Raw genomic sequence first — 12,037 nt, forward strand, 5'->3', positions numbered from 1 at the left:
GTATAGTCACACGTTTTATGCCTGCGTTCCCAGACACGCTCCGAGAACGATACATTTTATCTCCATCACGCGACTTAAGGAGTTGCATCAGCTATGGCGCAAGTGAGACTTGAGCATGTCGGCAAGGTTTACCCCGGCAATGTCCGGGCGGTAAACGATTTCAACCTCACCATCAACGATGGTGAATTCATGGTCATGGTAGGTCCTTCCGGCTGCGGCAAGTCCACCACCCTGCGTATGGTTGCCGGTCTGGAGGAAATCTCCGAGGGCACAGTAACCATTGGTGACCGCGTCGTCAACGACGTGCTGCCAAAGGACCGCGATATCGCCATGGTCTTCCAGAATTACGCCCTCTATCCGGACAAGACCGTGTACGAGAACATGGCTTTCTGCCTGAAAAAGCGTAATTTCATGCCCCCGGCAAACAATGACGACGCCGGCTTCCTCGGCAGTCTTACTTCGTGGTGGAAGAACCGCCAGATCAAGCGTGCGGAAATCGACCGGCGAGTCCGCGAGGCAGCTGACATCCTGGGCATCAACGAACTGCTCAACCGCCGGCCAAAGGCCCTCTCCGGTGGCCAGCGCCAGCGCGTCGCCGTCGGCCGCTGCATTGTCCGCAATCCGGCCGTGTTCCTCTTTGACGAGCCGCTGTCTAATCTCGACGCCAAGATGCGCGTACAGATGCGCACCGAGATCAGCCGCCTGCACAACCGCCTCGAAACTACCATGATCTACGTCACCCACGACCAAACTGAGGCCATGACCATGGGCGACCGCATCGTCGTCATGAAAGACGGCCTCATTCAGCAGGTCGCCACCCCGGCCGACCTCTACGATTCGCCAAAAAACATCTTCGTGGCTGGCTTCATCGGCACCCCGCCCATGAATTTCTTTGACGCCCGCATTGCCAAAGTCGACGGCAAACTGCAGATCAAGGAAGAGTCCTTTGCGCTAGACGTGCCGGCGGCCTGGCAGGCCAAGCTGGAACCCTACATCGACAAGAAGGTCGTCTTCGGCCTGCGGCCAGAACACGTCGGCTCGCCTTCGGCCGAGGGCATTGAGCACGCGCCAACCATCCCGGCCGTCGTCGAGGTCATTGAGCCCATGGGCTCCGAAACCTACCTGTACATGAAGACTGGCGCGACCGGCTTCATCGCGCGAGTTGATCCCCACCGCAGCTGCGAAGTCGGCGATCAGCTCAACCTGGCCGTCATCATGGCCAACGGTCACGTGTTCGACGTCGATACCACCGCCAGCATCATCTGAACACCGCCAGCGCGACCAGACGCTGCGACGACCACAGCAAACACAATTCGGGCGATGGCCATTCTCCGGCCATCGCCCGTTGTCGTTTTACCCGTTGGTAGCAGGCCGCGCTACGGCCGGCACAATGTTTGCCCTCAGCGCAGACCGCGTTCCTTGAGTATGGGCAGCATCACATCGGCAGCATTGGTGGTAATGGAATCCACGCCACAAGGCAGCACCTTGTCCAGCGCCGCCGCATTATCAACCGGGCAGACATCCACAGCAATGCCGCGAGCGTGGAAAAAGGCCACTTCTTCGGCTGTAATCTCGCGCGTCCAGATGCAGGTCTTGTTGATGATGTCGTAGGCGTCCGGCAGGGGCTCCTTCACATAGCGGTCAGGGAAGCCTTGCAGCGGCAGCGACGGCTCCAGCCCGCGATACAACTTCATCAGCCGAGTGTGGAAGGACAACGCCAGAACCTGCGACAACAATCCACGGCGGCGCAAGTAGTCCAGGACCAGTAGGGAATACTCCTCGCCGGCTTCCTTAAGCTCCACCAGCAAAAACATGTCCGAGCGCACCGCGAGAATGGCCTCAATAGCCTCCGCCAGCGTGGGTATGCGGGTGCCGGCGAAAGCGGGATTTTTCCAGCTGCCAAAATCTAATTCGCGCAGCTCGGCCAAGGTCATGTCGCACACGCGGCCATGGCCATTGCTGCAGCGCTCCAGCGTGTCGTCGTGAGTGAGGACCAGCTGGCCATCGCGCGTGGGATGGACATCAAACTCGATGGCGTCAACACCGAGCTCTGCCGCCGCCACAAAGGACGGGATGGTATTCTCCGGATACAGCGACGGCAGGCCACGATGGCCAATTACCTGCAGTTTTTTTACTGACATCGGACAAATCTCTCCACTTCCATGCTATACATACAAAAAAGAGGAGCACGGACACGACTGTCCATACTCCTGGCACCTGCCCCGTAAGCGTGGCAATCGCTGCTGACACATCTCCCGAGGCATTTGCTTACTTCGCTGTTGACTTGACTTTTCCAGACTGATCAACCGTCAGTTCTTTCTTCTTGCCGGTGTCCGTAAATTTCCAATTCCAGCGCCAGTTGTCCTTGTCCTTGCCCGCCAGCGCCATGCTGGCGTAGTAACTCCAGTTGCCATTATAAGACATCCTGCCTTCCTCATCCACTTTCCCTGGCAGCGAAAAGCTCACCTCCAGCTTGTCCTGCGCAAAAGTCACCTTGGCCACCGTCTTGCCCTTGATCGGATTGATTGTTGTCTTGACTGTCGTTTTGACTGTGGTCTTGGTTGTCTTCTTCCCTATCTTCTTCTCTACCGTCTCGTCTCTCGTTTCCACGTAGGTTTTGGCATTCATCGGGTGAAAGGCCTTTTTGAAGTCCAGGTTCAAAGAAAAGTCATTGCGGGGCTTGTCGGGATCGTACTGCAGCGTGACGTTTTGGAACTTGAGTTCCTGCTGGACTTTCGGCAGGAGCATGCGCTTCGGCGTTCCGGCTTCGGCTTTCTTGGCGGCCGGTACTGCCGCCCCGGCGTCCTTGGCCTTTTCGGTATCCTGCTTGGCCTTTTCGGCGGCTTTTTCCGCCTTGGCAGTGGTCCTGGCCAGGTAATCCGAGGAACGGTATATGGGCATCTTGCTCAAGTCGTACTGGTGGCTGGTGATAATTTCGTCCGTCTTGCGCTCCAGCAGCAGCGGCGCCGCCATGCCGCGAATTTTGCTGGACAAGGAGAAGATTGAGCTGGGATCTTTTCCCGTGCTGAGTTCCTCTTCCAGGCTCGCAATGTCCTTGCCGGGCAAACGCAGCTTGCCCACCGCCGCCAGGTCATAGACCGCAAATTCCTGTTTGGAGTCCAGATTGACCACGACGTCCATGCCCGGTTTGATCGGCACTTTCACTCGCTTGAGCACCTCGCCGCCGCCAGACTTGGCAACTTCTAGCGTCTTGTGGCGAGTGCCGGACACGTAGAGGTCCTGGAATACCGTGCTGCCTCCTGCACTAACCCACTTCTCCTGCCCCAGCAGCCGCACATCATAATCCTCGGTACCGCCATTGCAGACCAGCACGTAAGCCGGACGATGCAACGCATAGTTGAGAATCTTGCCCAGGCCGAGGTTGTAGCCGAGTATCAACACCACAACCACTGCCGCGTAGTAGGCGACCTGGACCAGCACAGTACGCTTCTTGGCTCCGGGCTGGTCAAATTGCCGGAACAGCGTGAACTTGATCTTCTTGCGCGGGCGGATACGGCGGGCCTTCTTGGGCTTGTTTTTCGGCACCGGTAGCGGCGCGGGAGTCACACCGTCGAGGGGCATGGGTGGCAGCTCCGCCAAGTGCATGGCTAGATCATCACCAGACACCGGCGCCAACGCGCCCGCCTCGGGCATTTCAAACACTTCACCCAACGGCATCCAGATGTCCTGGTACCAGATCAGATCGTTGGCCTTGAGCTCGCCAGCATCAACCATCCCCTGGAATTGCTCAACCGTCAGAACCTGGCCCTCTTCCGGCAGACCGTTGCGATAGATCAGCACACAGTCGGGATCAGATTCAGCCGGCACAGTCAGCAGCGCGCCGCAGCCACCACAATTGCATTGCCTCCCGCCGCTGCCGTCTGGTGCCATGCCGGGCAGACCGCACGCACATTTAAATAAAATCATCAGTCTACCCCCACTGCTTCCTCTGATGTTGTCCAGACACCCTGTTCGTTGGCGATGTTGCGCCAAAACATACTGTCATAGACGCCCCCCTATATCCCAGCTGGACATGCAATTAGTCATCTTGGCCGCGACTTTTTTCTTCGAAATATCTTCCAAATATGATCTTAAAATGACATTATGCAATTTTTTCCCGCGCAAGGCAAGAGATCACCGCCTAAATCCCCTGGAAAAGTGATTATTCGGCGCTCAGCAACGCCGCTTGGCTCTGTTCCAGCTGCCAGTAGGCGCCACGTAGTGCCAGCAGCTCGCGGCGCGCGCCGCGCTCGACGATGCGGCCGCCAGCCATGACCAGAATGACGTCCGCATCTCGGATGGTCGACAGCCGGTGGGCAATGACCAGGCAGGTCCGCCCCTTCATCAAGTGAATCATCGCCCGCTGCACGCACATTTCCGTCCGGGTGTCCACATTAGAGGTCGCTTCGTCAAGAATCAGCACCGGCGGATCCGCCAGCACTGCCCGGGCGATGGACAACAGCTGCCGTTGGCCTTGGCTCAAGTTGCCGCCATTCTCGCTCAGTATGGTGTCGTAGCCCTGCGGCAGGCGGGATATGAAGGCGTCGGCTCCGGCTGTGCGTGCCGCTGCCTCGACCTCGGCGTCGCTGCTTTCCAGACGGCCATAGCGGATGTTATCCCGCACGGTTCCCGAAAACAGCTGTGTATCTTGCAGCACCATCGCCATGGCCTGGCGAAGGCACTGCCGCGGAAGCTGGGTAATGGGCACGCCATCAAGACAGATGCGGCCTTGGCGTGGCTCGTAAAAGCGCATCAGCAGACTGACCACGGTGGTCTTACCAGCACCCGTACTGCCAACGAGAGCTATTTTCTGCCCCGGCTGGACCTGCAGCGTAAAGTCCCGCAGGACGGGCTCGCCATCCTTATAGGAAAAACACACATTGTCGAAGCTGAGCTCGCCACGCACGGTCGCCAGCGACTGCACATCAGGCGCATCGGCCGGCTCGGGCTCTTCGTCCATCATGGCAAAGACCCGCTCCGCGCCGGCCAGCGCCGACTGAATGTCATTGTACTGATTGGCAATCTCATTCACCGGCCGGGAGAACTGCCGCGTGTACTGGATGAAGGCCGCAATGACGCCGATGGTGATATCGCCCTGCATGGCCAGCCAGCCGCCGTAACCCGCCAGCAGCGCATAACCGATGTTGTTGAGCAGATTCATTAGGGGCGGTACGATGCCGGACAATATCCGCGCCCGGATGCCCGTGCGGCGCAACTCCTGATTGAGAATAGCAAAGTCGGCGATGGCCTGTTCCTCGTGATTGAAGGCCTTGACAGTCTTTTGCGCGCTGATGATTTCTTCAATATGGCCGTTGAGCAGTCCCAACATGGTCTGCTGAGCCAAAAAGTAGGCGCGGATGCGCTTGGCGACCAGCTTGGTCAGCAGAAAGCAGAAGGGAACTGTCACCATCGCCGTCAGGGTCAGTCGGCCGCTGAGCAGCAGCATGGACGCCAGCGCCCCAAACAGCGTGATCACGCTGCCGAAAAAATGCACCACGCCACGAGACAGCACCTGCGCCACTATCTCAATGTCGTTGGTCATGCGGCTGAGTATCTCGCCGTGCGTCCGGCCGTCAAAAAAGGTCAGTGGCAAGGTCTGCAACTTGGCAAACAGATCCCGGCGCAATTCGCACACGGTGTCTTGCGATATCTTGGCCGACAGCCATCCCTGCAAAAAGGACACCACTGTATTGCCCACATAGACCAACAGGAGGAACAGCAACATGCGCCACAGCACGTCCATGTCCACCGGCACCTCATTCTTCACCACCTTCAATGCGTCAATGGCCCGCCCCAGAAACAAGGGACTCAGCAAGGACAGGCAAGTGCCGGAAATCACCAGCGCGAACATCACCAGAAGCCACAGCGTCCGCCCGCGCAACGCCCGCAGCAAACGCAGAAAACTGCCGCGAGCATCCCTGGCGCGGACAACTTGCCGGTGCATGCCATGGTGTCCCCCCCCGCCCATATGGCGTCCCTGGCGCGACCCGCCGCCCTTGGCATCGGCGGCCATGGTACGTTCCACCAGCGCCTGCCAGCGCGGTGGCAATTGTAGTTCCAGAGCGGGCTTCTTCGGCTCAGTCATGGTTCAGCCCCCCGTTCTGGCCCTTCGCCGACAAGTCCTCGCCCGTCTGTGACTCGACAATTTCCTGGTAAACCCGGCAGGACCGCAGCAGGTCGGCATGCCGTCCCTGACCAACAATGACGCCATCTTGCAACACGACAATCCTATCGGCATTGCACACCGACGATATTCGTTGGGCGATCTGGAGAATGCTCATGTCGCCGCATGCCTCTTTCATACTCGCATGGAGGCGCCCCTCCGTCTCGCCGTCAATCGCCGACGTACTGTCATCCAGAATCAGCAGCGACGGCTTCTTCAGCAGGGCCCTGGCAATCGCCAGCCGTTGCTTCTGACCGCCGGAAAGCGTGATGCCCCGCTGCCCAACCAGTGTCTCATAGCCGTCCTTGAACGACAGCACAAAGTCATGTACCTGTGCCGCCCGCGCCGCTGCTTCGACCTCGTCCTGTGACGCCGACGCTTCGCCCCAGCGGATATTTTCCGCCACCGTGCCGCTGAACAGCACCGATTCCTGCAGCACCATGCTCATCTTGTCCCGCAAATCGCTCAGATGATAGTCGCGCACATCACGGCCATCAATGACCACCGCGCCGCCAGTCGCATCGTAGAAACGTGGCAGCAAATGCGCTAGCGTGCTCTTGCCCGACCCCGTGGAGCCCAGCACCGCCACCGTCTCACCAGGGCGAATCGCAAAACTCACACCCTGCAAAACCGGCGCGCCAGCCGCGCCCGGATAGCGAAAACTCACGTCGCGGAATTCGACCGCCGCACCGCGACAAGCGCCGCGCCCGCCCGCCGCGACGGGCGCGGCGCCCTCGGGATCAACAACGGACGGCTGGGTATCCATCACCGCCGTAATGCGGTCCGCCGAGGCCTTGGCACGGGAAAAATCCGTCAACACAAACGCCGCGAACATGAACGAGAAGAGAATCTGGGTGATGTAATTGACCATCGCCATCACCTCGCCAACGCTGAGCTCGCCGCTGCGCACCGTCCAGCCGCCGGTATAGAGCACCGCCAGAATGCCCATGTTCATGATCAGCATGGTCAGAGGCATCATCCCGGACATAAAACGCGCTGTCCGCAGATGCTGGGCTGACAGGCCGCGGTTTTCCCGCTCGAAGCGCTTCTTTTCGTAGTCGCTGCGACCATAGGCCTTCACAACCCGAATGCCGGCGAGATTTTCCTGCAAAGCAGCGTTTAGGCGGTCGACCTTCTCCTGGATCAGGCTGAACATCGGCCGGCTGTAGCGATAGGTCAGCAGGCTCATGAAGAGAATTGGCGGCACCAGCAGCAGCAGAATGCCCGCCAGGCGAATGTCGATGAGCAGTGCCATCACCACGCCGCCCAGGCACATCAGCGGTTGCCGCACCAGCATCCGCAGACTCATCACCAGCATATGCTGCACCTGGCCGACGTCCTGCGTCAGACGCGTGATCAGCGACGCCGTCGTGAAACGGTCAGTCTCCGCAAAAGATAACGACATGACCTTGCGAAACAGCGCCTGGCGCAGATCAGCGCCGAAATTCTGCCCAGCCAAACTGGAAAAGTAGGTGCAGCCGGCGCCGCCGATCACGGCTAACGCCGACGTGCCCAGCATGAGCAGGCAGGTCACCCAGATCAATCGGAGGTCGCCCTTGCCCACGCCGTCGTCAATAATCCGCGCCATAAAACGCGGCTGGAGCAACTCCAGGGCGACCTCAATAATCATGAATATGGGCGCCATGGCAATCTGCCGGCGATAGGGCGCCATGTATCGTAACAACTTTTTCACGCGGGCTAATTACCTTATCTTTCGTGATCGTAACCGTCCTACTGGCTCCGAGAGCGGGGACTGGCTCCTCGCCGTTGCCCACCAGGCGGCCAGCGCCTCACCCCCATCAGGCACCCGCGGCTGCCAGCGGCTCCGGCACAATGGCGCCGTGCTCACGCAAAAGCGCCGTGAGCTCGGCAAAAGGCACCTGCGCGGGTGTGCAGCCGCGCCGCGCCGCCAACGCGGCGGCGGCACCCGCCGCCTGACCCGTCGCCATGCATGGCGCCTGCACCCGCAACGCCGAATTGGCCAGGCGGTCGCTGCTGAGACAGCGACCGCCAACCAATATGTCGCTGCTCCCAGCCGGTATCAGGGCCCGGAACGGCACCGTCGGCACCACCCCAGGGCGCAGCTGCTCAGGCTTCACACCGTGGCAATCATGCAGATCGACAGGATAATACGCGTGACAAACTGCGTCTGGCCAGAACATGCCGCGAACATAGTCGTCAACGCCAATGACCACCTCACCCTTGACGCGCCAGGTCTCCCGTACAGCCGTCTGCCATTGCATCGCCTTGATGCGCGCATTTTCGCAGCCCGGCATGCTGCGCACGAAACGCAACACCCGCAGCATGCACTGCCGACCGGCAATGTTCGCCTGCGTACGGCCTGCAGCCGTCGAGCTGTCCGCACCCATGATGTGGTTGCCGCAAAGCCGCAGCAACTCGCGGAAAGCGATCCCCGGTGTCCCCAAATCCGTCGGTAACAACTGACCAGATGCCACAGCCGCGTTCAGTCGCGCCTGCAACTGCGCGTGGTCCTGACCGGCTAGGTCAAAATTCTCCAGGCGGTACCACAGCGTACCGGGCTGCGTACTGTCCTCACGCAAGCGCTCAAGCCCGAGCAGCCCGCAGAGGCTGGCGTCACCCGTGCAATCAATTAGCTGGCGACAATGCGCCACGCGCTCCTCGCCGGCCGCGCAGCTGCGCAAAGCCCAAAGACCATCGTCCAGCCGCTTCACCCCGATCGGCACCTCATAATAGCGCAGCTCAACACCGGCGTCCACGCAGGCCTCTTCGGCCAACGCGGCATAGAGCGGCGCGTTGATCGCAATCTGGTGCCGCCAGTGCTGGCCCAACGGCCAGGTCCAGCCCGCACTGCCCGGATAGACGCTGAAGTCCGGCATGACGTCGCTGTTCATGGCCACCGCCCGCGCAACCAATTCCCAGCCGATGCCGGCGATGATCTGTCGCCCCCAAGCATGAAAAATGCCCGGGAAATTCACCCCCCCGGCCGTCATCGTCCCCCCCAGCTGCCCGGCAATCTCCAGCAGCGCCGTCCGCGCCCCCGCCCGCGCACTCTGCAAAGCCGCCACTACGCCCGCCGTACCGCCGCCCACCACCACCACGTCGTAACTATCACCCATTGACAACCTCTGTGTTCATTCCTTATATATGACTGCGGCCCATTACCTGCATCACCGTGTGACCCATGCAGTATAATCTGCGAAAAACACACGGCAAGAATATCCCCGACACCACAGACCTTTTCTATAATCGGTCAGTAACCACTCCGGTGTTTTTCCCACCGGGGTGGTCGCTGACCGATTACGTCTCGCGGTCGTGGAGTGGGCGTCTCGCCCACTCCGACAAGACGGCTCATTAAACCGTCCTCGTCATCCACGCCGACCGTACCCGGCCCGTCTCCCAGCCGTGGTACGGGCCTTCAGCCCGCGCCAGCCCGCGCCGTCGCCAGAGGCCAGCAAGCGTCCACGCGCGCGCCCGGCATCCCAGGTCGCGCCGTCGGCACCCAAATGCCGCCGGGACGGCGGCGCTGATCCCAGGTGTCCCAGACGTCGGCCAATCAGTCCACTGAGTCCAATGCGTCATTCCCCACGGTCCAATCCATGGGATCATGCCTCATGAGTCAGTGAGTCCTCGCCCCAGCGCAGTGCCAACCGGTCCCCACGGTCCAAGACGTCCCCTGGGACCCAGGTGCCCCAGACGTCGGTCAATCAGCCCACTGAGTCCAAAGCGTCATTCCCCACAGTCCCAGGCGTCCACTGAAAACGGCCGGTATCCATGACTGCGGCATGACCCGAAGACGACGTCGCCCCACCCAGCCACGGCAGGACAGTCAAAGACAATAAAAAACACGTCTTGGCAAGAAAAATCACCAGAGACGTTTGCACAACCCCCTTTTTCCCGTATCTTAGGGAAAGATAGGGGATTTTAGGTGGCTTTAGTAAGATTTAGGGATTTTTAACAGGGCCCAGCCCGATCATGACAGAGTTTGCCCCCACATTTGAGCGCTCCTTTCTTGGCGAGGCCCCTTGCGCGGTCGACGCCCAGCGCCGTGTGGCCATGCCCAAAAACTGGCGCCTCGCTTCCGATACCGAAGACACGCATTTCTTCCTCATTCCCGGCCCGCAACGGACCATTCAACTTGTAACCAGTGAGCACTTCCAGCGCCTGATGATTCGCGCCCGCGCCGTCGCCATCAGCGACCCGGAAGAATCCAACCGCATTTCCGGCCTGGCTTCCCATGCCCAGGAAATCATCCCTGACAAGCACGGCCGTTTCGCCATCAGCCCGGTGCTCTTTCAATACGCCGGCCTCAAAGACAAGGCCGTCATGGTTGGAGCGCTGACTTTCGGCCGCATCATGACCCCCGAAACCTGGGACCTCATCAAGCCACCCATGGACGACTGCCTCAAAGGCCTGGCCATCATCGAAAAAAGTCTCGCCCCAACCAACACACTGCTCTGACACCACTGCATGACCACACAATCTGACAACAGCTTCAAACACCAGAGCGTCCTCCTCGCGGAGGTCGTCGCCAGCCTGGCCGTCACCAACGGCCAGCGCTTCATCGACGGCACGCTCGGCGCTGCCGGTCATGCGTCGGCTCTCTTGACAGAACTGCCTCTTTGTCATCTCATCGGTATTGATCGCGACCCGCGCGCCATCCAGGCCGCCCGCCAGCGCCTTGCGCCCTTCGCCGAACGCGCCCACTGCGTACAAGGCCGCTATTCAGATATGGCCACCATCGCTGCCGAACTCGGCTGGGGCAGCATCGACGGCGTGCTCCTGGACATCGGCGTCTCGTCACCGCAAATTGACGATCCGCAGCGTGGCTTCTCTTTCCGCTTCGCGGGCCCGCTCGACATGCGCATGAATCCCGACGACCCAGTCAGCGCCGCCACCATCCTCAACGAATACTCCGAAGCAGAACTCGCGGACATCTTCTACCACTACGGCGAAGAGCGCATGGCCCGCCGGGTTGCCCGCGCCGTGGTTGCCCGCCGCGCCGACCAGCCATGGGAACGCACCGAAGACTTCGCCGAGCTGCTGGAGCGCATCATCGGCCGCGCACATCAGCACGGCCTGCCGCCGGCAACCCGCTGTTTCCAAGCCCTGCGCATAGCCGTCAACCACGAGCTAGACGAACTGCGCGACGGCCTCCAGGCCGCGCTATCCCTGCTCCGCCCAGGCGGCCGCCTGGCCGTCATTTCCTTCCACTCGCTTGAAGACCGCATCGTCAAACACTTCATGCGACACGAAGCCGCGACCTGCATCTGCCCGCCCGGCATGCCAATCTGCGCCTGCAATAAAAAAGCCACCCTGGCGCTTATCACTAAAAAACCCATCACCGCGGCGGCCGCCGAACTGGCGGAAAATCCCCGCGCCGCGTCAGCTAAACTGCGCGTGGCAGAAAAAATTACCGAAGCTGCCGTCGCTTCCTCAACCTTCGCATAAGGAACACGCCATGACTAGTTGTGCACTATGGAATGACCGCAGCAAATCAACCCGCTATGACGACAACAGCAGCAGCAAGACTGCCACCGCGACCAGCATCGCCGTCGTCATCTTTCTGATCATCGCCGGCACCAGCATGGCCTTGACCTATATACGCCTCCACGTCGAACAAAACAAGCTTAATGCAGAAATTAATACCATCACCGGCAACATGGCCATCCGCAGCAAAGAAATAGACAATCTGCAGGTGCGGCTTGAACACCTCAAAGGCCGGGAGGTCATGCGTTTTGCCCCCCGCTTGGGACTCGTGCCGCCCGCGCTTGGACAGGTCACCCGCCTCAGCCAATTCCGCGGCAGCAACCACAGCGTCGGCAGCGTTGCCAGCGCCACCGCTCTCAACCAGACGAGCAACGGCCAACCCGGCGTCAGCAACATACCCTAACC

The 12,037-nt window shown here is 60.3% G+C and carries 9 protein-coding genes; 4 read left to right on the top strand and 5 right to left on the bottom strand.

Annotation, left to right across the window (positions count from 1 at the left end):
- The first annotated feature begins 93 nt into the window (after positions 1-93).
- A complete protein-coding gene (locus J3R75_RS01130) occupies positions 94-1,266 on the top strand; it encodes an ABC transporter ATP-binding protein (RefSeq protein ID WP_307259346.1) in 1,173 nt (390 codons plus the stop codon).
- A 134-nt stretch (positions 1,267-1,400) separates the two neighbouring features.
- Here the strand turns inward: J3R75_RS01130 and J3R75_RS01135 are convergent, their stop codons facing one another.
- The 5 genes from J3R75_RS01135 to J3R75_RS01155 all read right to left on the bottom strand — a co-directional run bounded on the left by J3R75_RS01135 (position 1,401) and on the right by J3R75_RS01155 (position 9,261).
- A complete protein-coding gene (locus J3R75_RS01135; protein ID WP_307259348.1) occupies positions 1,401-2,141 on the bottom strand; it encodes a glycerophosphodiester phosphodiesterase in 741 nt (246 codons plus the stop codon).
- 127 nt (positions 2,142-2,268) lie between these two features.
- Complete coding sequence (locus J3R75_RS01140; RefSeq protein WP_307259351.1) at positions 2,269-3,927, bottom strand: hypothetical protein; 1,659 nt, start codon at positions 3,925-3,927, stop codon at positions 2,269-2,271.
- Positions 3,928-4,162: 235 nt separating this feature from the next.
- Positions 4,163-6,085, bottom strand: coding sequence for an ABC transporter ATP-binding protein (locus J3R75_RS01145; RefSeq protein ID WP_307259352.1), 1,923 nt, complete (start codon positions 6,083-6,085; stop codon positions 4,163-4,165).
- On the bottom strand, positions 6,078-7,856 hold the full coding sequence (locus J3R75_RS01150) for an ABC transporter ATP-binding protein (protein ID WP_307259354.1): 1,779 nt from the start codon (positions 7,854-7,856) through the stop codon (positions 6,078-6,080). The genes J3R75_RS01145 and J3R75_RS01150 overlap by 8 nt, the downstream gene beginning before the upstream one ends.
- A gap of 106 nt (positions 7,857-7,962) precedes the next feature.
- A complete protein-coding gene (locus tag J3R75_RS01155; protein ID WP_307259356.1) occupies positions 7,963-9,261 on the bottom strand; it encodes an FAD-dependent oxidoreductase in 1,299 nt (432 codons plus the stop codon).
- A gap of 856 nt (positions 9,262-10,117) precedes the next feature.
- Here J3R75_RS01155 and J3R75_RS01160 point away from each other — a divergent pair.
- The 3 genes from J3R75_RS01160 to J3R75_RS01170 are packed head-to-tail and all read left to right on the top strand — an operon-like array spanning position 10,118 to position 12,035.
- Positions 10,118-10,603: a division/cell wall cluster transcriptional repressor MraZ gene (locus J3R75_RS01160; protein WP_307259358.1), complete on the top strand. Its 486-nt coding sequence runs from the start codon at positions 10,118-10,120 to the stop codon at positions 10,601-10,603.
- 9 nt (positions 10,604-10,612) lie between these two features.
- Entirely contained in the window at positions 10,613-11,593 is a 981-nt protein-coding gene (rsmH, locus tag J3R75_RS01165) for a 16S rRNA (cytosine(1402)-N(4))-methyltransferase RsmH (protein WP_307259361.1), read from the top strand.
- Between the two features lie 10 nt (positions 11,594-11,603).
- Positions 11,604-12,035, top strand: a complete 432-nt coding sequence (locus J3R75_RS01170) for a hypothetical protein (protein WP_307259363.1) — start codon at positions 11,604-11,606, stop codon at positions 12,033-12,035.
- The last annotated feature ends 2 nt before the right edge of the window (positions 12,036-12,037 follow it).

Source organism: Oligosphaera ethanolica (genome assembly GCF_030814695.1).
Lineage (GTDB): Bacteria > Verrucomicrobiota > Lentisphaeria > Oligosphaerales > Oligosphaeraceae > Oligosphaera > Oligosphaera ethanolica.

Excerpts from the sequence above, each read along its gene's own strand:
- rsmH (WP_307259361.1), top strand. The coding sequence starts at position 10,613 with ATGACCACACAATCTGACAACAGCTTCAAACACCAGAGCGTCCTCCTC.
- J3R75_RS01145 (WP_307259352.1), bottom strand. The coding sequence starts at position 6,085 with ATGACTGAGCCGAAGAAGCCCGCTCTGGAACTACAATTGCCACCGCGC.
- J3R75_RS01155 (WP_307259356.1), bottom strand. The coding sequence starts at position 9,261 with ATGGGTGATAGTTACGACGTGGTGGTGGTGGGCGGCGGTACGGCGGGC.
- J3R75_RS01140 (WP_307259351.1), bottom strand. The coding sequence starts at position 3,927 with ATGATTTTATTTAAATGTGCGTGCGGTCTGCCCGGCATGGCACCAGAC.
- J3R75_RS01160 (WP_307259358.1), top strand. The coding sequence starts at position 10,118 with ATGACAGAGTTTGCCCCCACATTTGAGCGCTCCTTTCTTGGCGAGGCC.
- J3R75_RS01130 (WP_307259346.1), top strand. The coding sequence starts at position 94 with ATGGCGCAAGTGAGACTTGAGCATGTCGGCAAGGTTTACCCCGGCAAT.
- J3R75_RS01135 (WP_307259348.1), bottom strand. The coding sequence starts at position 2,141 with ATGTCAGTAAAAAAACTGCAGGTAATTGGCCATCGTGGCCTGCCGTCG.
- J3R75_RS01170 (WP_307259363.1), top strand. The coding sequence starts at position 11,604 with ATGACTAGTTGTGCACTATGGAATGACCGCAGCAAATCAACCCGCTAT.